At 70.1% G+C, this 21,362-nt stretch carries 21 protein-coding genes; 13 read left to right on the forward strand and 8 right to left on the reverse strand.

The window, feature by feature from the left end; all coding sequences use genetic code 11:
* Window positions 1-177: 177 nt before the first annotated feature.
* From AB0O76_RS16020 to AB0O76_RS16030, 3 genes are all read left to right on the forward strand, one after another.
* Window positions 178-2,286 carry a protein kinase gene (locus tag AB0O76_RS16020; RefSeq protein WP_365490689.1) on the forward strand — a complete coding sequence of 703 codons (2,109 nt, stop codon included), beginning with the start codon at window positions 178-180 and terminating at the stop codon, window positions 2,284-2,286.
* A 133-nt stretch (window positions 2,287-2,419) separates the two neighbouring features.
* Entirely contained in the window at window positions 2,420-3,250 is an 831-nt protein-coding gene (locus AB0O76_RS16025; RefSeq protein WP_365490535.1) for a serine protease, read from the forward strand.
* A 189-nt stretch (window positions 3,251-3,439) separates the two neighbouring features.
* Window positions 3,440-4,303, forward strand: a complete 864-nt coding sequence (locus AB0O76_RS16030) for a serine protease (RefSeq protein WP_365490538.1) — start codon at window positions 3,440-3,442, stop codon at window positions 4,301-4,303.
* Between the two features lie 6 nt (window positions 4,304-4,309).
* Here the strand turns inward: AB0O76_RS16030 and AB0O76_RS16035 are convergent, their stop codons facing one another.
* The 5 genes from AB0O76_RS16035 to AB0O76_RS16055 all read right to left on the reverse strand — a co-directional run bounded on the left by AB0O76_RS16035 (window position 4,310) and on the right by AB0O76_RS16055 (window position 9,248).
* A complete protein-coding gene (locus AB0O76_RS16035) occupies window positions 4,310-5,737 on the reverse strand; it encodes an FG-GAP-like repeat-containing protein (protein ID WP_365490541.1) in 1,428 nt (475 codons plus the stop codon).
* A 105-nt stretch (window positions 5,738-5,842) separates the two neighbouring features.
* On the reverse strand, window positions 5,843-6,961 hold the full coding sequence (locus AB0O76_RS16040) for an abortive infection protein (protein WP_365490544.1): 1,119 nt from the start codon (window positions 6,959-6,961) through the stop codon (window positions 5,843-5,845).
* A gap of 164 nt (window positions 6,962-7,125) precedes the next feature.
* Window positions 7,126-7,986, reverse strand: a complete 861-nt coding sequence (locus AB0O76_RS16045; protein ID WP_365490547.1) for a hypothetical protein — start codon at window positions 7,984-7,986, stop codon at window positions 7,126-7,128.
* Window positions 7,987-8,172: 186 nt separating this feature from the next.
* Window positions 8,173-8,436, reverse strand: a complete 264-nt coding sequence (locus tag AB0O76_RS16050) for a DUF397 domain-containing protein (protein ID WP_365490550.1) — start codon at window positions 8,434-8,436, stop codon at window positions 8,173-8,175.
* Entirely contained in the window at window positions 8,433-9,248 is an 816-nt protein-coding gene (locus AB0O76_RS16055) for a helix-turn-helix transcriptional regulator (protein ID WP_365490553.1), read from the reverse strand. Before AB0O76_RS16055 ends, AB0O76_RS16050 begins: the two co-directional genes overlap by 4 nt.
* 95 nt (window positions 9,249-9,343) lie before the next feature.
* Here AB0O76_RS16055 and AB0O76_RS16060 point away from each other — a divergent pair, with 95 nt between their 5' ends.
* The 3 genes from AB0O76_RS16060 to AB0O76_RS16070 are packed head-to-tail and all read left to right on the forward strand — an operon-like array spanning window position 9,344 to window position 10,385.
* A complete protein-coding gene (locus tag AB0O76_RS16060; RefSeq protein ID WP_365490556.1) occupies window positions 9,344-9,802 on the forward strand; it encodes an ATP-binding protein in 459 nt (152 codons plus the stop codon).
* Complete coding sequence (locus AB0O76_RS16065; protein ID WP_365490559.1) at window positions 9,795-10,028, forward strand: type II toxin-antitoxin system RelE/ParE family toxin; 234 nt, start codon at window positions 9,795-9,797, stop codon at window positions 10,026-10,028. Before AB0O76_RS16060 ends, AB0O76_RS16065 begins: the two co-directional genes overlap by 8 nt.
* A gap of 48 nt (window positions 10,029-10,076) precedes the next feature.
* Window positions 10,077-10,385: a helix-turn-helix domain-containing protein gene (locus AB0O76_RS16070; protein WP_365490562.1), complete on the forward strand. Its 309-nt coding sequence runs from the start codon at window positions 10,077-10,079 to the stop codon at window positions 10,383-10,385.
* 15 nt (window positions 10,386-10,400) lie between these two features.
* Here the strand turns inward: AB0O76_RS16070 and AB0O76_RS16075 are convergent, their stop codons facing one another.
* Complete coding sequence (locus AB0O76_RS16075) at window positions 10,401-12,011, reverse strand: D-aminoacylase (RefSeq protein ID WP_365490565.1); 1,611 nt, start codon at window positions 12,009-12,011, stop codon at window positions 10,401-10,403.
* 154 nt (window positions 12,012-12,165) lie between these two features.
* A complete protein-coding gene (locus AB0O76_RS16080) occupies window positions 12,166-13,491 on the reverse strand; it encodes an amino acid deaminase (protein ID WP_365490568.1) in 1,326 nt (441 codons plus the stop codon).
* A 139-nt stretch (window positions 13,492-13,630) separates the two neighbouring features.
* On the opposite strand from AB0O76_RS16080, the gene AB0O76_RS16085 reads away from it, so the two are divergent.
* The 4 genes from AB0O76_RS16085 (at window position 13,631) to AB0O76_RS16100 (ending at window position 17,530) form a co-directional block, all read left to right on the forward strand.
* Window positions 13,631-14,695, forward strand: a complete 1,065-nt coding sequence (locus AB0O76_RS16085) for a sugar kinase (protein ID WP_365490571.1) — start codon at window positions 13,631-13,633, stop codon at window positions 14,693-14,695.
* Window positions 14,692-15,450, forward strand: coding sequence for an IclR family transcriptional regulator (locus tag AB0O76_RS16090; protein WP_365490574.1), 759 nt, complete (start codon window positions 14,692-14,694; stop codon window positions 15,448-15,450). Before AB0O76_RS16085 ends, AB0O76_RS16090 begins: the two co-directional genes overlap by 4 nt.
* A 7-nt stretch (window positions 15,451-15,457) precedes the next feature.
* Window positions 15,458-15,877, forward strand: coding sequence for a RidA family protein (locus AB0O76_RS16095; RefSeq protein WP_365490577.1), 420 nt, complete (start codon window positions 15,458-15,460; stop codon window positions 15,875-15,877).
* Between the two features lie 123 nt (window positions 15,878-16,000).
* On the forward strand, window positions 16,001-17,530 hold the full coding sequence (locus tag AB0O76_RS16100) for a gluconate:H+ symporter (RefSeq protein ID WP_365490580.1): 1,530 nt from the start codon (window positions 16,001-16,003) through the stop codon (window positions 17,528-17,530).
* Window positions 17,531-17,577: 47 nt separating this feature from the next.
* On the opposite strand, the gene AB0O76_RS16105 is transcribed toward AB0O76_RS16100, so the two are convergent.
* Window positions 17,578-18,399 (reverse strand): MBL fold metallo-hydrolase, encoded by an 822-nt coding sequence (locus AB0O76_RS16105; RefSeq protein WP_365490583.1) that lies wholly within the window; start codon window positions 18,397-18,399, stop codon window positions 17,578-17,580.
* Between the two features lie 241 nt (window positions 18,400-18,640).
* On the opposite strand from AB0O76_RS16105, the gene AB0O76_RS16110 reads away from it, so the two are divergent.
* From AB0O76_RS16110 to AB0O76_RS16120, 3 genes are read left to right on the forward strand one after another with little or no spacing between them, the layout of a single operon-like run.
* Window positions 18,641-20,032, forward strand: coding sequence for a hypothetical protein (locus AB0O76_RS16110; RefSeq protein ID WP_365490586.1), 1,392 nt, complete (start codon window positions 18,641-18,643; stop codon window positions 20,030-20,032).
* Entirely contained in the window at window positions 20,029-20,700 is a 672-nt protein-coding gene (locus AB0O76_RS16115; protein ID WP_365490589.1) for a hypothetical protein, read from the forward strand. Before AB0O76_RS16110 ends, AB0O76_RS16115 begins: the two co-directional genes overlap by 4 nt.
* A complete protein-coding gene (locus tag AB0O76_RS16120) occupies window positions 20,697-21,356 on the forward strand; it encodes an RES family NAD+ phosphorylase (RefSeq protein ID WP_365490592.1) in 660 nt (219 codons plus the stop codon). Before AB0O76_RS16115 ends, AB0O76_RS16120 begins: the two co-directional genes overlap by 4 nt.
* Window positions 21,357-21,362: the final 6 nt, after the last annotated feature.

Genomic DNA, 21,362 nt, shown 5'->3' on the forward strand with positions numbered 1-21,362 from the left:
ACGTCGGGGGCGGGGGATGCCGCCAGGGTCCGGGACCTCCGGAGGGGCGGGCGGAACGGGTCCCGGCCGTACCTCTGGTGTGCGGCTCACCCAATGTGCTCATGCCTCTACTCTTATCCCTTCCAGACTCCCTTTCAGGCACGGGAGTTGACGACCGGTTACGGAACGGGGCGTGCGGTGACGGCGGGGGAATCGAACGGCGGAGAGCTGGTCGGGAAGGTGCTCGGAGGGCGGTACCGGGTCACCTCCACGATCGGACGCGGTGGCATGGGCGTGGTCGCCCGGGCGGTGGACCAGCTGCTCAACCGGGAGGTCGCGGTCAAGATCCTGCGGGCCTTCACCGACGCGTCCGCGGGCGATCTGGCCGATCTGCGGGTCCGGATGCAGCGGGAGGCGCAGGCCGCCGCCCGGATCCGGCACGGCGGCGTGGTCACGGTGCACGACGTGACCGAGGAGGACGGCCTTCCGGTCATCGTCATGGAGCTGGTCGACGGGCCGTCCCTCGACGACGTGCTCGCCGAGCGCGGCGCGCTTGAGCCGCACGAGGCCGCCGCGATCGGCGCCAAGCTGATGGACGCGCTCGACGCCGCGCACCGGGCGGGCGTACTGCACCGGGACGTCAAACCCGGCAACGTTCTGCTCGAACAGGGCGGCCGCGTCGTCCTCACCGACTTCGGCATAGCCAGCATGGAGGCCGGCGACTTCGACAGCGGCGCCATCGACAAGCTGACCCGCAGCGGCCAGCTCGTCGGCTCGCTGGATTTCCTGCCGCCGGAGCGCGCGCAGGGCAGGGAGCCGGGCCCCGCGTCGGACATCTGGTCGCTCGGCATGACGCTGTACGCGGCGGTCGAGGGCACATCGCCCTTCCGCCGTACGTCGGTGTGGTCCACGCTCGCGGCGATCGTGACCGAGCCGCTGCCTGAGCCGCAGCGGGCGGGGGCGCTGACGCCGGTGCTGCGGGCGCTGATGGCGAAGGACCCGGAGAGCAGGCCCGCGGCGGCTCAGGCGCGGGAGATGCTGGAGCTGGTGGCGGCGGGCAGCACGGTGAACTTTGGGCCACCGGCCGCGGCCGCCGGCGCCGTCCAGCCGCCTCCCCCGGGAGCCGGTTTCGCCGCGCCCGCCGCACCGTTCCCGCAGCCGCCACAGGCCGGTCAGCCTGTGCCCGGCGCGATGCAGGCCAACGGCCATCCGGCACCCGGCGCGATGCAGGTGGGGCATTCGGCCTCGGGTGGATCGCAGGTGGGGCATTCGGCCTCGGGTGGATCGCAGGTCGGGTATCCGGCCTTGGGTGGATCGCAGGTGGGGTATCCGGCCCCGGGTGGATCGCAGGTGGGGCATTCAGACCCGGGCGGACCCCAGGTCGGGTATCCGGCCTTGGGTGGATCGCAGGTGGGGCATTCGGCCTCGGGTGGATCGCAGGTCGGGTATCCGGCCTTGGGTGGATCGCAGGTGGGGCATCCGGCCCCCGGTGGACCCCAGGTCGGGCATTCAGCGCCGGGCGGACCCCAGGTCGGCCATCCGGCCCCGGGCGCACCCCAGGGCGGTTATCCGACCCCCGGCGGTCTGGCCAGTACGCTTCCGCAGCTCGGTGGGCGTGCGGCCGGGCGGGCCGCGGGGCGGGCGCGGCGCCGTGGTCGCACGGTCGTCGCCGCGGTGGCCGCCGCCGTCGTGCTGGCCGGCGGCGGCATCACGTACGCCGTGATGAGCAAGGACGACGGCGAGAAGAGCGACGAGGCGCAGTCGGAGCCGAGCCGCCCCGGCGCGACCGAGGGCAGCGACATGCCGAGCCGCGGCAGCATGGGCGGCGGAAAGCGGAAGCCTAGCCCCTCGTCGTCGGCGGACCCGCAGGGCAAGCCGTCCCGCACGCCGTCGGAGCGGCCGAGCGAGACCGGGAAGGACGGCGAGGGCGGCGAGGACGGCGAGGCGGGCTCGTCGGCGAGACCCACCGGCGACGCCGACGGCGGCGGCACGGAGCCGCAACCGCCCGCCTCGCCCACCGCCAAGCCCAGCTCGGTGTCGAAGAGTTGCAGCGGCTGGAGCCACCGGAACCCGAATCCGGGAACGTACGCCTATCTGGCCGGCGATTACCACCTCGTGACCGGCCCCTACCAGAGCTGCTCCTCCGTCACCCCGATCCAGAGCGGCACGCGGCTCAACTTCCACTGCTCGGTCGTCAACGCCCATGGCCACGACTGGACTTACGTCCAGGTGGCGGGCACGAGCACATCGGGCTGGATGTCGAACGACAACTTCACCGGACAGGTGGGCGCTTCGACCCGCTGCTGAAAAGTGTTCTGTCAGCGGTGAGTTGTGTCCGTTTGTGGTCTTGCCCTCACGGCCGGGGACCCCAACAATGCGCATGACAAAGCCGAAGCAACTTCGGTCACACGGTCATGGTCATCAAGAGGGGACCCCCCACATGAACAAGCCTCTCGTCGGTGCGTGCTTCGCCGTGCTCTTCCTCGGAGCAACGGCGGTGCCCGCGGCGGCTGTCAGCAGCGAACGCCCCGCCAAGCCCAAGGCGGTCGACTTCGCGGGGACGGTCGCGTTGAGCAACTGTTCCGGCTCCGTCGTGCGCGTACCCGACTCGAAGCCGGAAGACCCCGCGCTCGTCCTGTCCAACGGCCACTGCCTGGAGAGCGGCTTCCCGGCGCCCGGTGAGGTCGTCGTCGACCAGCCGTCGTCGCGCAGCTTCACCCTTCTGAAGGCGGACGGCAGCGATGCCGGGACCGTCAAGGCGAGCAAGGTCGCGTACGGCACGATGGCCGACACGGACGTCTCGCTGTACGAACTGACCAGTACCTACAGCGACATCGAGTCCAAGTACGGCATCAAGGCGCTTGAGCTGAACGCGGCGCGCCCGGAGCAGGGGCGGAAGATCACCGTCGCGTCCGGCTACTGGAAGAAGCTGTACAAGTGCAGCATCGACGGCTTCGCCTACCGTCTGAAGGAGGGGAACTGGACCTGGAAGGACTCGGTCCGCTACACCCCCGAGTGCCAGACGATCGGCGGGACCTCGGGCTCGCCGGTGATCGACGACGAGACCGGCAAGGTCGTCGCCGTCAACAACACCGGCAACGAGGACGGCGAGGAGTGCACGGACAACAACCCGTGCGAGGTCGACGAGAACGGCAAGGTCACGGTCCGCAAGGGCATCAACTATGCCCAGCAGACGTACGGCATCGTGCCGTGCGTGGCCCCCGGCAACAAGATCGACCTGAGCCGCGAGGGCTGCGAACTGCCCAAGTAGTGACGTGAGTTGAACCTGGCCGCGGGGCGGTACGGATGAGCGTGTGATCCGTACTGCCCCGCGGGCGTAACGCAAGGGCTCGCACCTCTTGTCCGTGCGCGCGGCCCCCCGAAGAATGACGCTGCCCATGACAACAGCGCGCGGCATGGGTGTTTTGTACGTCCACATCTACGTACAGGGGGGCTCCACATGAAGAAGGCTCTCGCGGGCGGATTACTCGCCCTCACTCTCGTGGGATTCGGCACCGCACCGGCGATCGCGGCCCCGGACGGCGCATCCGAGCCGCAGGCCGAACCGGCCGCCAAGGCCGTCGACTTCGCCGGAACGGTGGCGCTGAGCAACTGCTCGGGATCGGTGGTCCGCATGCCGCAGTCCAAGGCGGACGACCCGGCGCTCGTCCTCTCCAACGGCCACTGTCTGGAGACCGGCTTCCCGGCGGCGGGTGAAGTCATCGTCGACCAACCCTCCACCCGCACCTTCAAGCTCCTCGACGCCAAGGGCGCCGAGAAGGCGACGCTCAAGGCGAGCAAGATCTCGTACGCGACGATGACGGACACCGACATCTCGCTGTACCAACTCACCACCAGCTACGGCGAGATCGCGAAGAAGTACGGCATCAAGGCACTGGAGATCGAGGACGACCACCCGGTCAAGGGCCGGGCGATCACCGTCGTCTCCGGCTACTGGAAGCAGACGTACACCTGCAAGATCGACGGCTTCGTCTACCGCCTCAAGGAAGGCGAGTGGACCTGGAAGGACTCGGTCCGTTACACCCCCGAGTGCCAGACCATCGGCGGCACTTCGGGCTCGCCCGTGATCGACCACAAGACCGGCAAGGTCACGGCGGTCAACAACACGGGCAACGAGGACGGGGAGCGCTGCACCCTCAACAACCCCTGCGAGGTCGACAAGAACGGCAAGGTGACCGTCCGCCACGGCATCAACTACGCCCAGCAGACGTACGGGATCGTGCCGTGCGTGACCCACGACAGCAAGATCGACCTGAACCGTCCGGGCTGCAAGCTGCCACGCCCGGCCGCCGCTCAGAGGTAGCCGTCGTCAGTCCTGGAGGGTCTCGCCGAAGCGTGAGCCGGTCGCGAGGCCGAATTCGGCTGAGCTGAGGGACCTGGAACCGGAACCGGTGAGGCCGGACGACGTGCCCGGCAGGGTCCACAGGCCACCACTGCGGTTGTTCTCGAAGGAGGCTGTCACCGCCAGGTCGCCCTTGCCGTTCTTGTCGTAGTCGGCGATCCGGACCCGTGCGCCGAAGAGGTCACCGGCCTCGGCGGCGCCCGGAACCCCGGTGGTGTCCTGGGAGATGCGCACGACCCCGGACTGCGAGACACCGGAGGCGGAACCGCGGAACACGGTCACGTCACCGGCGTTGTCCAGGTCTCCGAGCTGTTCGCCGTTGGCGCCGACCACCAGTTCGGCCTTGCCGTCGCCGGTGATGTCACCGATCGCCACCGAGGCGCCCCAGTTGTCGCCGTCCTCGTTGGCGCCGGGCACACCGGTGCTGTTCTGGTGCAGGGTCACCGGGTCGCTGAAGCCCGTCGGGCTGCCCAGGCGGACGGTGACATAGCCGGAACCGTTGCTGGGGTCGTCGACGGAGAAGAACTGGGGCCAGGTCAGGGAAGAGGCCATGTCGTCGAAGCCGTCGCCGTTGATGTCGCCCAAAGCGACGGCGGTGTCTCCGTCGTCCACGCGCTGGATCCGGTTCGGGCGTCCCTCCTGGCCCGTGAAGATGTCGGTGCCCGGACGTCCGGTGCCCGCGTCGCCGGTCACCGCCAGGTCGTCCCTGCCGTCCCCGTTGACATCGCCCACGGCGGCCTCCGTGTACCGGAGACCCGCGCCGGGGACCGTGAGGGTGTACGCAGGCACCGGCTTGCTCTCCCGGGCGAAGCCGCCCTTGTACACGACGACCCCGCCCGGCTCGATCACCGCGAGGTCCGCGCCGCTGTCACCGGTGAAGTCCCCCACCGCGACGTCGTAGCCGTGGGCCTGCCACTGCTGCGGGTTCTCCACGGTCGTCGTGGTGCTGCTGGTGAACGGCTTGGTGCCGCCCCACAGGATGGTGACGCTGCCCTGGCCCTCATAGCCCTCCACGTCCTCGCCGTCGGCGCCCACGACGAGGTCCGCGTAGCCATCACCGTCGAGGTCGCCGGCGGCGATCGACATCCCGAAATGGTCACTGTCTTCCGGCGTACCAGGCACTCCCGCAGAGCTCTGGGTGAGAGAGACCTTGCCGGTGGTGGCCAGACCGTCGGCCGTCCCGAAGGCCACGACCACCTCACCCGCGGCCTCCGCCCCGCCGACGGCCTTGTACGGCGCGCCGATCGCGAGGTCCCGGTGCCCGTCACCGTTGAAGTCGTCGGCGAGCTTGGCAGGAGCGGCGGCCGCCGACGCCACTGGACCGGCGACGAAGAGACCGCCGGTCAGCGCGGTGACGGCCGCGGCGGCGGCGACGGTGCGGAAGGGCAGGGGCATGAGGGTTCACTCCTTGGAGCTGTGCTTGACGGTGCCATAGACACTCCAGGGAGTCGAAGAGTTGTACGAGACGGACGGAAGGCTTTGTAGGGTTCACGACAGGTGTCACCGGAACCGGCGGGCCACCGTGTGGAACGACCGCTTGGGCTCCCACTGCCCGGTCTCCGCGTAGCCGCGCCGCGTCCCGGTGGGGAAGGTCTTGGCCAGCGCGAAGCTGGCGATGTCCAGGTCGTGGCGGCGCTGCGGGGAGTAGGGCGAGTCGGGGGCGATGAAGTTGTAGACGAACGCGCCGTGCACCCGCTCGGCCGCGTAGAGGTCCAGCAACTCGCCGACCTCGTCGGCCTGTTCCCGTTCGTTACGCACATAGCCGTTCTTGACCACCGGCGGTACCCGCTCCCAGTCCACCACGTTGAAGCCCGCCCCGCCCTGCTCCTTGGCCCCCGTGAAGGTGCAGCAGCCGAACTCGGTGATGACGACGGGCTTGCCGTGCCGGTGCAGGGCGCGCAGCTTCTTGGTGTAGGTGGCCTTGTTGTCCGCGTTCCGGTACAGATTGACCCCCACGACGTCGAAGCCGCGCCAGTCGACCTCCTCCCACTCCCCCGAGCTGTACGTGACCCGCCCCTGGAACAACGGCCGTACGGTCTTCAGTGCCCGGTCCAGAAAGGCGTTGAGCCGCTCCTGGTAGCCGGCCGACTCGGGGCGCGCCAGGGCCTGGCCGCGCTCGCTGTAGTCCTTGCCCGGCACCAGGCCCGACATGAAGATGGTCAGCTCGGTGCCGAGCGCGATGCCCACGCCGGGGTGTCGGGTGCGCAGCCGCTCGGCGGCGCGCGCCACCGAGCCGAGAAAGGCGAGGGTCTGCTCCGCGTCCTTGTCGAACTGCCGCGGCTCGAACCAGACGAACAGGCCGTGCGCGGCCGCGATCGATGCGGCCTCCGTCAGCCGGTCGAGGTCGTGGCCAAGCAGCAGGATCGCGTTGCAGTGCAGCTGCTCCCTGATGGCCGCAATCTCCCGGCGGACGTACTCCGTGCGCCAGACATCCCGGTCCGTATCGAAGTTGACTCCCTTGTAGGTGAGCGATCCGGCTGTCCGCGGCGACGCCGCCGCGTCGGTGGACGTCGTACGGGCACGCGCGTGGTCGGCGGCGCAAGCGGTGCCCAGGGCCGCGGTGGCAAGAGCCGCGGTGCCAGCGAGCAGGGTCCGGCGGGCGATCGGTGCTGGTGTCATACCGCCAGCCTGTACGGCATGCGGTCAGCGGCGTATCGGCCGAAGGCCTCGCACCCGTCGACCAAAGTCGCTGCCGCGCTCGACCTTCGGCGCGGGCAACGAGAGGGCGGAAGTGCTGACCCACTGCTGACCAATTTCCTTCATTGCTAGGGAAATCGCGGATCCTAGAGCCTTGTACGGCTTCTGAGTGCCGCCACTCGACGCCGTACCTCGTGGGGCGGCAGCGCGGTGGCGGGGCCCTGCTCAAGCCCGGTTCCGCCGCCTTGCCCCCGGCAGCCCTTGCAGAGCCCGTACGGCAGCCTTTCGGGGAGGCCCGGCACGCCGCAGCCCGTGCACTCCACGAGGACCTGACGCCGGGCGGCGAGCTGCGGCGGCAGCTTGTCGCGCAGCCTGCGGCGGACGAACGCGCCGGGGGAGTGCACCTGATCCGGCAGCCCGGCGGTGAGGGCGCGCGTCAGCCCCTCCCGCGTGGCCCCGCGCGCAAGCCACTGCGCGGCGAGCTCTTCGAGGGCGGCGCATTCGGCCGCCGAGAGCGTCAGCCGGTTGTCGGCCGTCCCGAGCCGGGCGAGCGCGTCGTACGCCTCCGAACGCACTTTCCGTGCCGACGGATCGGGGACGGTATCGGTATCACCATCCGGTACGTCGCCGGTCAGGAACCGGGTCCACCACTCGGCGTCGCGGGCGGTGCGGCTGAAGTACGTGCGGAATACCCATTGGGTCAGCGCGTCCCCGAGCGGTACGCGCACGCGCCGGTAATGACCGGCGGCGGTAAGTGAGTTGAGCGCCGTCTGTACGGCCTGCTGGCCGTAGCGGGGCTGCTCCCTGGCGAGGGTCTTGATGTCGATCGCGGCGCCTTCGGGCAGCCGGTCGATGTACGCGGCGAGGTAGGCCTCGCGTACGGGGAGATGAGCGAAGTCGCCCTCGCGGCGGCGGGCTTGGCCGGGCACGGAGTGTTTGCCGTAGCCGGGCTTGGCCAGGGGGTGCGCGGGGGTGGGCAGGGCAGGGTTAGGCTCTTCAATAGCCACGAGATCGGCTCCTGCGATCTTGGAGGTCAGACCCCGGTTTGGTGTTGGTAGCACCGGCCGGGGTCGTTCGTTATCCGAACGCTAGAGCTTGGCGACGGCGCGTGGCAAGCCGGTCACGAAAAGTCATCTCCCGTGGCGAGCGGGGTACTTGGGAGGGAGGGTGGGTCGAGACCCACCGCCCATTCCTCAGAAAAGGCGCTCGGATCCCGCGTCCCGGAGCTCGGCCGTGAAGTGAGCCCATGCGGTGGCGGGGACGGCGAAGGTGGGGCTGGTTTCGCCGAGTTTTGAGTCGCGGATGTGGATGGTGTGGGGGCAGGCGGCTATCTCTACGCAGTTGCTGCCCTGGTCATCGCTGTAGCTGGACTTGTGCCATTCCAGGGCTACTTCGACGCACTCCGCGCCCTGGCTGTCGCTGTAGCTGGACTTGAACCACGTAAGTCGAACGCTCATAGTTCCTCCGCCAACTCCTTGATGAACCGAGCCGAATCTTCGACTCCGAGAGCCTGCATTCGGATCATGCCATGCGATTGACTCAGCTCACTGACCTTGGCGGGATCGGAGTAGAGGGCACTGGTCTCGGGCGCCTCGACGTAGGCGAGTTGCTCGTGATCGATGGTCTCCAGCAGTGCGAAAGATCCGTTGAGTGCGGGGCCACTGCACCGGTCGACTTGTAGCACCTGGATCGACGCATTGCGCAGTGCCCCCACTTCCAGAAGGTGGAGGAGCTGACGCTGCATTACATCGCGGCCTCCAACCAAAGTGCGCAGCGCCGCTTCGTACATCACGAATCCGAACGCGGTGGTGGGCCTCCGCGCGAACGCCTCCTGTCGCATGAGCCGGGCGCTCACTCTGGCGTCGATGGTCTCGTCGTCGAGCGGTGGACAGCTCGCGGCGATCAGTGCACGCGCGTACTCCTCGGTCTGTAGGAGTCCCGGAACCAGCAGCGGTGCGTAGAAGTGCAGAGCGATCGCCTCCGCTTCCGCTTGCATGTACTCCTGCGACCGCGCCGGAAACGGCTCCGGCTTTAGATAGTCCTGCGCCGACAGCAACAGCCCATGCGCATCGCACATCTCGTCGGCGATCTGGAGCAGACGTAGCGTCGGCTTGCGTCTGCCGTTCTCCATCGACTTGACGTACTCGTAGTGGTAGCCGGTCTCTTTGCACAGCTCTTCGCGGGTGACCCCTGCCTGCTCCCGCCACCGCTTGACCTGGTTGCCGCAGTAACGCCAGGCCATCGGCGGCTGTGAGTTCACCTCGGTCATCGCGCCCGCCCCTCTGGTGCACGGTGGGTACGGTTACGTTCTGTACCCGTGTCGATACTCCAGAAGGCTATGCCCGGACCGGCAGCGTATGAGGCATGGAACGCACAACTTCCCCTCTACCGAGGGAGATTGAGTGGCGGCTGTCGCGCGATCCGCGCAGCGTCGGCAGGTCACGGTCACTGCTGGCCGAGCAGGCGCGGGCCTGGAAGGTCCCGGACGACGTGGCGGACACGGCAGTGCTGTTGCTCAGCGAGCTGATGACCAACGCCGTACGGCATGGGCGAGTCCCGGCGGGGCGTGAGGTCGGGGCGCGGTGCGTGCTGGACGGGAACGTCTTCCGGGTGGAGGTGGCGGACGCGAGTGACGTGCTGCCGTGCCCGAGGCAGGCGGGGCCGGACGACGAGTCGGGTCGGGGCCTTGCCCTGGTGGAGCTGCTGGCCGACGCGTGGGGGTCGTACCCCCGGCCGTACGGGATCGGCAAGACGGTGTGGATCGAGCTGGCGCTGCCGTGCGTGACGTATCCCTCGTCTCCGGGTTGCTCATCGCATGAGTGACCTGCACGGCTTCGAGATCGAGCCAGAGGTGCGAGCGTGGCTGGACAGTCTCAGTGACCATGACTTCAAGCGTGTGGATGAGACGGTCGGACTGCTGGCGGAGCTCGGGCCCGCGTTGGGTGGCCCCTGGGCCGATCATCTCGAAGGGCCAGTCTGGGAGTTGCGCCTTCGATTGCGGGATGTGGCACCTCGTGTGACGGGCCGTGCGTGCCCAGAAAGTCTGTGAGAGCGAGCATCATGGACCGGTGACCGCGACGTATGAGAGGAAGGCGTGATGGTCGGGCAGCACAGCCGTTGGACTCCGTCGGGCGTCGAGACGCAAGATCCGGAGCGGATTGCCATTCGTGAGGCGCTGGCTTTCGGCAAGGCTCTCTACGACCGCCGGACCGAGCTCGGGTGGAGCTCGGCGCAGCTCGCCGAACGCACCGGCATGGAGCAGGACGACATCGAGTGCATCGAAGAGGGCGGAACCGCTCCGACGCTGGAGCTGCTCAGGCTGCTTGCGGCGGCCCTCGACTCGGACGTGCGCCTCACCCCTGGTCACGACCTCGGTTCGCTCTGGTTCGAAGGGCACGCGGCCTAGACAGCAAGATCGACCTCAGGGAGTGCGGCGTACCGCGCGGCCCGCGAGGACGTCCGTGCGCCGACCGTCCCGCATGACGAACTTGCCGTCGATCAGGACGTGCGGGATTCCGGCGGGCAGGGTGCGGGGCGCGTCGAAGGTGGAGCCCGCCGCGACCGTCTCCGGGTCGAAGAGGACGAGGTCGGCGCGGTAGCCCTCGCGGACGACGCCCCGGTCGGGGAGGCGGAGGCGGGCGGCCGGGCGTGAGGTGAGGTGGGCGACGGTCTCCTCCAGGGACATGACGCCCAACTCCCGTGCGTAGCGCCCGAGATACTGCGGAAATGTGCCGTACGCGCGCGGGTGCGGCTTGAAGCCCTGCAGGATGCCGTCGCTGCCGCCGGTGTGCACGCGGTGGCGCATGATCGCCTGGACGTTCTCCTCGTGGCCGACGTGCTGGAGGATCGTCGAGCCCAGCTTGTCGTTGATGAGCAGGCGGCGGGCGGTGATCCAGGGCTCCTCGCCGCGGGCGTCCGCAGACTGCTGCACCGTCTTGCCCACGCAGGAGGCCAGGCCGGGATCGCTGACCCCGGAGATCTCGATCGTGTCCCACTCGATGGGTACGCCGTGACAGCCGTCGGCGCCGATGACCTCCATGTGGTGGCGGATCTTCTCGGCGGTCTCGTCGTCCTGGAGGCGGGCGAGGATGGAGTCAGGGCCGCCTTCGCCGGCCCAACTGGGCAGCATGGCGACGAGAGTTGTGCAGCCGGGGGTGTAGGGGTACGTGTCGAGCGTGATGTCCGCCCCTTGCGCGAGGGCCTCGTCGAGGAGGGCGAGCAGGTCCGGTGCCTTGCCCTTGTTCACGCCGAAGTTCATCGTGGCGTGGGCCAGGTGGAGGGGGCAGTGCGCGGTGCGCGTGAGGTTCACCATCTCCTCGTACGCCTGGAGCGCGCCGGCGCCGTAGCTGCGGTGATGCGGGCAGTAGTAGCCGTTGAACCGGGCCACCACCTTGCAGAGTTCGGTGAGTTCGGAGTCGTCCGCGTACATGCCGGGGGTGTAGGTGAGGCCGGACGACATGCCGACGGCGCCTTCCCGCATCCCTTCCGCCACGAGCTGCTTCATGCGGTCGAGCTCGGCGGGGGTGGCGGGGCGGTCGTCCCAGCCGAGGGCGTACATGCGGACGGTGCCCTGCGGGATGAGGTAGGCGGCGTTCACCGCGATGCCGTGGCCGCCGTGGGAGCGGTCCAGGCGGTCCAGGTACTCGCCGACCGTGCGCCAGTCGAAGTCGATGTCGCTGCCGTCGCCGTTCCAGCCGGTGATGGCCTGGCGGACCTGGGCGAGGGTGCGGTCGTCGACCGGGGCGTAGCTCAGCCCGTCCTGGCCGATGACTTCCAGGGTGACGCCCTGGGCGGCCTTCGCGGTGTGCTCGGGGTCGCGGAGGAGGGCGAGGTCGCTGTGGGCGTGCATGTCGATGAAACCGGGCGCGAGGGCGAGCCCCTGGGCTTCGAGGGTGGTGGACCCCGAGGGGCGGGGGCCACCACCCTCCGTCTGGATCACGCTGATCCTGCCCTCGTGTATGCCGACGTCGGCGCGGTAAGAGGCACCCCCGGTGCCGTCGATGACGCGGGCGTCCTGGATGACCAGGTCCATGGGGGTGCCTCTCTCTTGTGTGGGTGGTTCGCCGTCGACGGCTTTCCGCCGTGGTCTGCTTTCCGCGCCTTCGGCGCGGGATTTTCCCGCCCACCCACCCATCACCCGGGGTAATGGGCGGGTGGGCGGGATGAGAGCCCCCTAGACGCCCACGTCAGAAATAGGTGCGGATGTAGTCCGTGACCGTTCCGTCCGCCTCGACCAGAGGGATCAGCTGCCACTTGTCGAAGGACGTGCACGGGTGCGACAGGCCCATGCCGATCCAGTCGCCCACGGAGAGCTCCGCCGAGGAGTCCGTTCGGATCCATGCGTGCTGGTCGGAGAGCCCGGTGACCGTGACGCCGGTCGCGGGACGGTCCGCACCGTCCCGGCGTACGACCTGCGCCTCCGGCAGATCAAGGTCGTACGCCGCGTCCCGCTTGCCCGCGTTGGCGAACGCCTGCTCCGGCGTGGGCCGGGAGACCACCTGCGCCCACAGCCGGAAGGCGGGCTCAAGGGCACCCTCCTGCGGGACGCGGTTGAACGGCGTCAGGTGGCGGTAGTGACCGTCGTCGTGCGACACGTACGCGCCCGAGCGGAGCAGCTTGAGGACCGGCACCGACAGTTCGGGGATCTCGGCGAACACGTCCGCCACCGCGTCGAACCACGCACTGCCGCCCGCACTGACGACGACCTCGTCCAGATCGGCGAACCGGTTCGTCTTGTCGAACTCGGCCAGGAGGGACGTGAGCCGGCGCAGCCATGCGTGCACCCGCTCCGGCGTGGCGTCCGGCACCTCGCCCTCGTACCCGGCGACACCCACGAGCCGCAGCGTGTCCGCGCTCGCGACGGCGTTGGCGATGTCGAAGCACTCGTCCTCGGTCCGTACGCCGGTCCGCGCGCCGTCGCCCGCGGCGAGCTCCACCACGACGTCGACCGGACGCGTCGCACCCGCCTCGCGAAGGGCGGCGTCCATCAGGGCGACGCCGGGGACGGAATCGACGTAACAGATGAAGCGGAAGGAGGGGTCGGAGTCCAGCTCCGCCGCGAGCCAGCGCAGCGCCGCCGCGTCCACCAGTTCGTTGGCGAGGAAGATCCGCTCGATGCCGAAGGCGCGCGCGACCCGCACCTGGTGCGGGACGGCGAGCGTGATGCCCCACGCGCCGCGCTCCAGCTGCCGGGCGAAGAGCTGCGGCGCCATGGACGTCTTGCCGTGCGGGGCGAAGGCGAGGCCGTGCCGCTCCGAGTACGTCTCCATCAGCGCGAGGTTGTGCTCGAGGCGCTCGGCGGAGAGCGCGAGGACGGGCGTGGTGAAGCCGCCCGTGAAGAGGTTGCGGCGCTGGGCCGCGAGCTCGCCGACCGTGAGGCCGTCCGCGTCCGGCGGCAGCGCCTTGAAGCGGTGGTCGACCCGCTCCTCGGTGAGCCGGTCCAGCTCCGCGGTCAGTCGGGAGATCGCCCCTTCGACGGTGCTGTCGGTGCTGTCGGCGTTGTCGGCGGCCATGTGCGCCTCCTCGAAAAGGTGCGTTGCAGGATGTGCAACGGTCATTGCGTATGTCGCTTACTGCTGTCTAACATCCCAGCCAACACCGGGTCAACGGATCAGGAAAGCCGATCAGGAGCAGCAAGGGGCTTGGACGAAAGTGACCGCACACGGAGAACTGGGCTACGCGGACGGCACCGGCGCCGGCGCCGTCGATGTAGTGGCGCTCGGCGAGTCCATGGTCACCTTCCTGCCCACCCGCGCGGGCCGCCTCGCCGACGTCCCCTCCTTCGATCGCGGAATCGGCGGCGCCGAGTCGAACGTCGTCTGCGCGCTCGCGGCCGCGGGCCACCGCACCCGCTGGGTCAGCCGGGTCGGCGCCGACGGCTTCGGCGACCATCTCGTCGAGGCGATCGCCCGCTATGGGGTGGACACGTCCGCAGTCGCCCGCGACCCGCACCGCCCCACCGGCATCTACTTCCGCACCGCCGACGACCGCGACACCGACGCCCACGAGGTCCTCTACTACCGCGCCGGATCCGCCGCATCCGCGATGTCCACGGCCAACGTGGACCAGGCCGCACTGCGCTCCGGGTGCCTCCTGCACCTGTCCGGCATCACCGCCGCGCTCTCGGCGGACTGCCTGGACCTGCTGCGCGCGCTGACGGATGCCGCGACGGGAGCGGACGGCGTCTCCTTCGACGTCAACTACCGCCCGGGCCTGTGGCCGGACGGCGGCGCCGAGGTGCTCCTCGACCTCGCGCGCGACGCCGACGTCGTCTTCGTCGGCGAGGACGAGGCCGCCGAGGCCTGGGGCATCACCGGCGGCCCCGACGCGATCCGCGCCGCCCTGCCCGAGCCGCAACTCCTCGTCGTCAAGCGGGGAGCCGACGGCGCCGTCGCGTTCGGCGGCAACGGCACCCGCTACGAGGAGCCCGCGCCGCGCGTAGACGTCGTCGCGGCCGTCGGGGCCGGGGACGCCTTCGCCGCCGGGTTCCTCTCCGCCACACTCCGCAAGCTCCCCATCGGGCAGCGGCTGCGCCACGGCCACCTCATGGCCGCCGCCGCCCTCACCGTCCCCGGCGACCTCGCCACGCCCCCTTCCCGGGACCACGCCGACCACCTCGCCGCCCTCGACGCCGCCGCCTGGGAGAGACTGCACCTCGGCCCCGGCTGGACCGCAGCCGCCGCCCACGCAGTCGCGCAGGAGGTACTTACGTCATGAGCCAGACCGTCGACCGCGCCCTGTCCATCCTGCCGCTGCTCGCCGAGGGCCCCGCCGACCTCGGCCAGGTCGCCGAACGCCTCGACGTGCACAAGTCCACCGCCCTGCGGCTCCTTCGCACGCTCCACGAACACGGCCTGGTCTACCGCCAGTCCGACCAGCGCTACCGCCTGGGCGCCCGTCTCTTCGCGCTCGCCCAGGAGGCCGTCGAGAACCTCGACGTACGCGAGATCGCCCACCCCCACCTCCTCGCGCTCAACGAGAAGTGCGGCCACACGGTGCACCTCGCGGTCTACGAGGAGCAGGAAGTCCTCTACATCGACAAGGTCGAGAGCCGCTATCCGGTGCGGATGTACTCGCGGATCGGGAAGCCGGTGGCCATCACGGTCGCCGCCGTCGCCAAGCTCCTCATCGCCGACTTCCCCGAAGCCGAGCGCCGCGCCATCGCGGAGAAGCTCGACTACCCCACGTACACGTCCCGTTCGACGCCCAACGCCGCTGCTTTCCTGCGGGAGTTGGAGAAAGTGCGCGAACAGGGCTGGGCCACCGACCTCGGTGGCCACGAGGAGTCCATCAACTGCATCGGGGCCCCCATCCGCGGTGCGGACGGCCGGGTCGTCGCCGCCATGTCGGTCTCCGCGCCGAATGTCGTCGTCACCGCCGAGGAACTCCTCACGCTGCTCCCGCTGGTGCGCCGTACGGCGGACGCCATCAGCCGGGAGTACTCCGGCAAGTCACCCCTCAAGGAAGCCTGAACCAGCCATGACCGAGAACACCGTGAAGACAGCCCTCACCCCGGCCACCCACACCACCCCGCCCGCGAAGTTCTCCCACGGCGTGAAGAAGGGCAACATCCTTCAGGTCGCAGGGCAGGTCGGCTTCCTCCCCGCCGAGGAGGGCAAGGCCCCCACCCCCGCGGGCCCGACCCTGCGCGAGCAGACCCTCCAGACGTTCGCCAACGTCAAGGCGATCCTCGAAGAGGGCGGCGCGACCTGGGACGACGTGATGATGATGCGGGTCTACCTCACGGACGTCGACCACTTCGCGGAGATGAACAAGATCTACAACGAGTACTTCGAGGAGCAGGGCCTCAAGGCCCCCGCCTCGGCCCGTACGACGGTCTACGTCGGTCTCCCGGCGGGCCTGCTCATCGAGATCGACGCGCTCGCCGTCCTGGGCTGATCCGCCCGACGTTCTGAGCATCCCGCAAGCCGTACGTCTTCACGGCGCGGCGCCAACTCCCCCCAAGGCGCCGCGCCGTGATCCCCCCTGCCCTGAAAGCCGTATGCACTTACGAGGTCAAAGATGTCCCCGTCCCCCTTCGCCGCTCTCGCGGCCGCCGCCCCCGCCGAGCCCCCACCCCACACCGGCGGAATCCTCACCCTGATCGACGGCACGGCAGGCCTGCTGACCGTCGCCGCGCTCGGCATCGTCCTGCTCCTCTTCCTGATCATCAAGGTCAGGCTGCAGCCCTTCGTCGCGCTGCTTGCGGTCTCCATAGTCGTCGGCCTCTCGGCCGGACTCTCCGTCACCGAACTCTTCGGCACCGTCCAGAAGTCCGACGCCGTCTCGGTCATCGAGTCGGGCATGGGCGGCATCCTCGGCCATGTGGCGATCATCATCGGCCTCGGCACGATGCTCGGCGCGATCCTCGAAGTGTCGGGCGGCGCCGAGGTGTTGGCATCCCGCCTGCTCGGCATGTTCGGCGAGAAGCGCGCGCCCCTGGCCATGGGCCTGACCGGCCTGATCTTCGGCGTCCCGGTCTTCTTCGACGTAGGCATCTTCGTCCTGGCCCCCATCGTCTACGCGGCGGCCAAGCGCAGCGGCAAGTCGATCCTGCTCTACTGCCTCCCCCTTCTCGCGGGCCTGTCGATGACGCACGCGTTCCTGCCCCCGCACCCGGGCCCGGTGGCGGCAGCGGGACTCCTGCACGTGGACCTCGGCTGGGTCATCCTCATGGGCATCGTCTGCGGCATCCCGGCCGTCCTTGCCGCCTGGGTCTTCTCCGCCTGGGTCGGCAAGCGCATCTTCGTGCCCGTCCCGCAGGACATGGTCGAGGCCGCCGACGAGGCGAAGGCGGCGGTCGTCGCCGAGCAGCGCGCCGCCGGCGTCGAGCCGCGCGAGAAGCCGGTGCCGCTCGGCACGGTCTTCGCGATCATCGGTACGCCGCTGCTCCTGATCCTCCTCGCGACGTTCTCGTCGATCGCCTTCGACCCTTCCCCAAGCTCTTCGACAAGCTCCGAGCAGGGGATACCCCACTCCTTCCGCTCGGTGATCGAGTTCTTCGGCAGCCCGTTCGTGGCCCTGACGATCGCGCTCCTGATGGCGTACTACCTGCTCGGCATCCGGCGCGGCTGGTCCCGCAAGTCCCTTGAGACGGTGTCGACTTCGTCCCTGAAGCCGGTCGGCAACATCCTCCTGGTGGTCGGCGCCGGCGGTGTCTTCGGCGCGGTCCTCAAGGCGAGCGGCGTGGCCGCGGCCCTCTCGGACACCTTCCAGGACGTCGGCCTGCCGATCATCGTCCTCGCCTACCTGCTCTCCCTGGTCCTTCGCGTCGCTCAGGGCTCGGCGACGGTCGCGATCGTCACGACGGCGGGCATCGTGGCCCCCCTCCTCTCCGAGGGCGACCACTCCCAGGCGTTCGTGGCCCTGGTCATCATGGCGATCTCGGCGGGTTCGATCTTCGCCTCGCACGTCAACGACGGCGGCTTCTGGATGGTGGCGAAGTACTTCGGCATCTCGGAGCGGGACACGCTGAAGACGTGGACGGTCCTGGAGTCGGTGCTTTCGGTGGCCGGGTTCGCGGTGGCGGCTGTGGTGAGTCTGTTCGTCTAGCAGCGCCCTCGTCATGACGCGTCACGTCGCGACCGGGTGCCTGCCCGTCACGTCGCGACCGGGTGCCCGCCCGCGGGCTCGAATCCGGCCAGCATCTGCTCAAGAGCCGCCTGGTCGGGCCCCACGAACGGTGCCGCGCCGGCCGCCGAGCCCAGGGTGTCCATCATCGTCCCGGAGATGCCGCGGGCCGCCGGCAGATGGGTGGAGAGGATGAGGTCGGGTGCGCCGTCCCGCAGCGGCTTGAAGCTGTCCAGGAACTTCACCGGGTCCACGACCTGCACCCAGGGGCTGTCGACCGTCGCCCAGAGCAGCTGCGCGGCCCGCAGATCCTCGACGGGGACCTGGCGGACGTCGTCGGCCTGTGCCAGTTCTTCGCTGGCCATCGGCCCGCCGAAGCAGTCGGAGCTGAAGCAGACCCCTGACTTGCTGTCGAAGAAGCCGACCGTGGCCGGGTTGTCGAAGAGCGGCGGCCTGAACCCCGTGAGGGTGCGGTCGCCGACGTCGAGCGACTGCCCCGGGTTGAGCAGATGGACGCGGTCGAGCGGCAGCGGACGTTCACAGGACATGATCCCCGCGCCCGCGAACGTGGTCACGACCCGTGCCTTGGGCGCCGCGACGAGCAGATCGAAGATCCCGCCGGTGTGGTCCCGGTCCGGGTGGGTGAGCCAGATCCAGCGGACGTCGGCGGGATCGATGACGGTAGCGAGCGACTCCAGGAAGTTCCGGTCGGGCAGCCCGAGGCCGGTGTCGACGACCACGGGCTGGGAGGCGTGCAGCACAAAGGCGTTGACGGGGATGTGTCCGATCCCCGGTACTTCAAGACTGTCGCTCAGGGCGCTGATGTCGGGGCGAACCTTGTGGACGCGCATGACGCATCTCCATGCCCCCTCAGGGATGGTGATCGCGTCGCGGCCTCTATAAGGTCCATCGTCGTCCTTTTCCGCCGCCACCGCACCTGGGCGAAGCCCCCGCACGACCGGTTTCCGCCCTGCGCGTGCCCGGAGTCCGACCGGCCGCCGCTGTGCAATGGAAGGCGAGGGGAGAACCGAACGGGCTTGTGACGGGTGTGACGCCGGTGCGATCCTTGCCGCCATGTCACCCCCTCCTCACATGCCCGATCACGGATTGGTACTGGAGGAGGTGAGGAAGGTGCGGCGGGCCGGAATCGTCAGACTGCGCGAGACGGACACGCCCGAGCTGATCCGCATCGCCGGTCAACTGCCCGCTGCCAACGGCGAGTTGTCCGCCGGTGCCGTCGAGCGGCTGCTGCGGACCGCCGTCGCGGGCATCGGCGGCGGCAGCCTCCAGACCGCCGCCGAGTACAGCCTCGGACTCGCCCAGGGCACCCGCGACTGGCCGGCCGCCGACCGGCGCAGGCGCGCGGCCCAGGTGTACGGGGTCAGTGTCGAACGCTTCCGCAAACACCACGAGTTGATGGTGCTCGGGCAGATAGCCGAGCAGCTCGTCGGCATCGCGGGCCGGGTCCGCGATGACACCACGACCGGCGAACCGTCCCGGCTGCCCGCGGCCCACCGCGAGCTGCGGCTCGCGCTGCACGGCCGCGCCGTCACCGTCACCGTGCACGTCCACTCCGTGGACCTGCTGCGGGACGTCGACGTCGTCGTCTCGCCGTCCAACACGTACTTCGCGCTGCCCGCCGCCTACAAGTCGTCGGTCTCGGCGACGCTGCGGCGGGCCGGCGCCCTCAAGGACCCGGCGGGGGGACTCGTCGAGGACCATGTCCACGATGAGTTACGGGGGTGGGCCGCCCGGCACGGAGCACCGGGCCGGGCGGCCCTGCCGGGCACCGTCGTCGCCACCTCGTCCGGAGCCCTGGCAGGGCAGGGTGTGCGGCGGATCTACCACGTGGCGGTGGCCGTGCCCCGCCCCGAGACCAATGACTACGACGTACAGCCCGCCGATGTGACCCGCGGCGTGGCCCGCGCCTTTGCACTGCTCGCCGAGGAGTCCCGCGCGAGCGACCCGCCGCTCACCTCCATCTGCCTGCCGCTGCTGGGCGCGGGCCGCGGCGGCCTCCCGCCGCTGGAGAGCTTCGGCGCGCTGTGGGCGGCCGTGGAGGCGGAACTCGCCCGCGGCGCCGGATGGGACATCCATTTCGTCGTACGCCGCCATGCGCGCGCCGACCTCATCGAGCGCCTCCTTGCCGGGTATGCCAGGCCGGGTGTCGGGGACGGCAGGGGCTTCGGCGGCGACGGCAGCGGTGTCCACAGCGGCAAGGGTGTCCGCGACGCCGGGGGTGTCCGTGACGCCGGGCCTGTCCGCGACGCCGGGGGTGTCCGTGACGCCGGGGGTGTCCGTGACGCCGGGCCTGTCCGCGACGCCGGGGGTGTCCGTGACGCCGGGCCTGTCCGCGACGCGGGGGGTGTCCGTGACGCGGGGGGTGTCCGTGACGCTGGGCCTGTCCGTGACGCGGGGGGTGTCCGTGACGCCGGGGGTGTCCGTGACGCCGGGGGTGTCCACGACGACAGGGGGAACCCGTGAATCCGTACGCCGTGCTCGCGGCCGCCGCCGCGCTCTGGGACCGTATCGCCGACCGGCTCGACCAGCCGCTGCGCGACCGCCTCGCCGCGTACCTCGACGTCGTACGCGGCCGTGGCACGGACGACGACGCCCGGCGGGACGCGGCAGAGCGGGCGGCGGCGCTGCTGCGTGAGCGGCTGCCGGAGGAGTTCGGGGCCGGGGGAGAGGCGCGGCTCACCCTGGACGCCGAGCTCGAAGGGATGACCGGCGATGGCCTCAGCTATCAGGGGTTCCGCGTCGAGGACCTCGCCGTGCTCCTGATCGATGGGCACCGCATGGTCGGCCCCGTGCTCGGCCCGGTCCGTGAACGCCTGCTCGCGGCACCGGCGTTGGACGCCGACACGGTGCTTCGGCACGGCGGCAATCCGTTCGCCCCCGAGCTGATCCGGCTGCCGGGCGCAGGCGGCCTGCCGCGCCTGCCCAGCTTCCAGTTCTCCGAGGACGCGATGCCCTGGCTGGTCGTCCTTGAAGTCAACGCGCTGCTCGCCGCCGACCGGGACCCGTGGGGCGCCGCCGACTGGTGGCTCTCCGCCAACGCCTGGCTCGGCACGCCACCCGCGAAGCTCCTCGGCTCCGGGCGTGACCGCCAACTCGCGGACACCGCGCGGTTCTTGATGGAGGGTGAGTGACCGTGCCCAACTACCGCCCGCCGGAAGCCATGAACGGCGCCCCCGCCAAGGTCACCCTCGCGCGGGGCACGCTCCTGCACCGCGTACACAAGTCCCACCGGGACGCCGCCGCCTTCAACCCGCACCCCGCGCACTGCCTCTACGGCGGCGGCCGCTTCGACGGCACGGCCTGTGACCCCTACGGCTACCTCTACGCGGGCCTCAGCCCGGCGGCCGCGGTCTGCGAGACCCTGCTGCGTTCCCTCCCCTTCGACCCGGCGGGCGGCCCTCGGCTGCTGCCGCGCGTGAGCGTCGAGGGGCGGCGCCTGTCGACGCTCCGGCTCACCACCGACGTGACCGTGGTGTCGCTGATGACCGCGCAGGACCTGGCCGCCGTCCACCAGGACAGCTGGCTCGTGCAGACCGAGGCGATCGACTACGCGTACACGCGCGACTGGGCACACTGGATCCGCCGGCACACCGACCCGTGGGCGCAGGGCTTCGTCTGGTCGTCGAAGCGGGAGCCGGGTGACCGGACGGTGCTGCTGTTCGGGGACCGGTGCCCGCGGGGAGCCGTCGAGCCCGTCGACGAGAGCGGCGTGGACTTCGGCACGGCGGAGGGCGAGCAGTGGCTCAACTCCGTTCTGCAGCCGTACCATGCGCGACTTGCACCCTGAGCCCTC

It is taken from the genome of Streptomyces sp. NPDC086554, from assembly GCF_040686095.1.
In the GTDB taxonomy this organism is placed as follows: Bacteria; Actinomycetota; Actinomycetes; order Streptomycetales; family Streptomycetaceae; genus Streptomyces.

Coding starts and splice junctions, on each gene's coding strand:
- AB0O76_RS16025 (WP_365490535.1), top strand. CDS start 2,420: ATGAACAAGCCTCTCGTCGGTGCGTGCTTCGCCGTGCTCTTCCTCGGA.
- AB0O76_RS16030 (WP_365490538.1), top strand. CDS start 3,440: ATGAAGAAGGCTCTCGCGGGCGGATTACTCGCCCTCACTCTCGTGGGA.
- AB0O76_RS16035 (WP_365490541.1), bottom strand. CDS start 5,737: ATGCCCCTGCCCTTCCGCACCGTCGCCGCCGCCGCGGCCGTCACCGCG.
- AB0O76_RS16040 (WP_365490544.1), bottom strand. CDS start 6,961: ATGACACCAGCACCGATCGCCCGCCGGACCCTGCTCGCTGGCACCGCG.
- AB0O76_RS16050 (WP_365490550.1), bottom strand. CDS start 8,436: ATGAGCGTTCGACTTACGTGGTTCAAGTCCAGCTACAGCGACAGCCAG.
- AB0O76_RS16055 (WP_365490553.1), bottom strand. CDS start 9,248: ATGACCGAGGTGAACTCACAGCCGCCGATGGCCTGGCGTTACTGCGGC.
- AB0O76_RS16060 (WP_365490556.1), top strand. CDS start 9,344: ATGGAACGCACAACTTCCCCTCTACCGAGGGAGATTGAGTGGCGGCTG.
- AB0O76_RS16065 (WP_365490559.1), top strand. CDS start 9,795: ATGAGTGACCTGCACGGCTTCGAGATCGAGCCAGAGGTGCGAGCGTGG.
- AB0O76_RS16070 (WP_365490562.1), top strand. CDS start 10,077: ATGGTCGGGCAGCACAGCCGTTGGACTCCGTCGGGCGTCGAGACGCAA.
- AB0O76_RS16075 (WP_365490565.1), bottom strand. CDS start 12,011: ATGGACCTGGTCATCCAGGACGCCCGCGTCATCGACGGCACCGGGGGT.
- AB0O76_RS16080 (WP_365490568.1), bottom strand. CDS start 13,491: ATGGCCGCCGACAACGCCGACAGCACCGACAGCACCGTCGAAGGGGCG.
- AB0O76_RS16090 (WP_365490574.1), top strand. CDS start 14,692: ATGAGCCAGACCGTCGACCGCGCCCTGTCCATCCTGCCGCTGCTCGCC.
- AB0O76_RS16095 (WP_365490577.1), top strand. CDS start 15,458: ATGACCGAGAACACCGTGAAGACAGCCCTCACCCCGGCCACCCACACC.
- AB0O76_RS16100 (WP_365490580.1), top strand. CDS start 16,001: ATGTCCCCGTCCCCCTTCGCCGCTCTCGCGGCCGCCGCCCCCGCCGAG.
- AB0O76_RS16105 (WP_365490583.1), bottom strand. CDS start 18,399: ATGCGCGTCCACAAGGTTCGCCCCGACATCAGCGCCCTGAGCGACAGT.
- AB0O76_RS16110 (WP_365490586.1), top strand. CDS start 18,641: ATGCCCGATCACGGATTGGTACTGGAGGAGGTGAGGAAGGTGCGGCGG.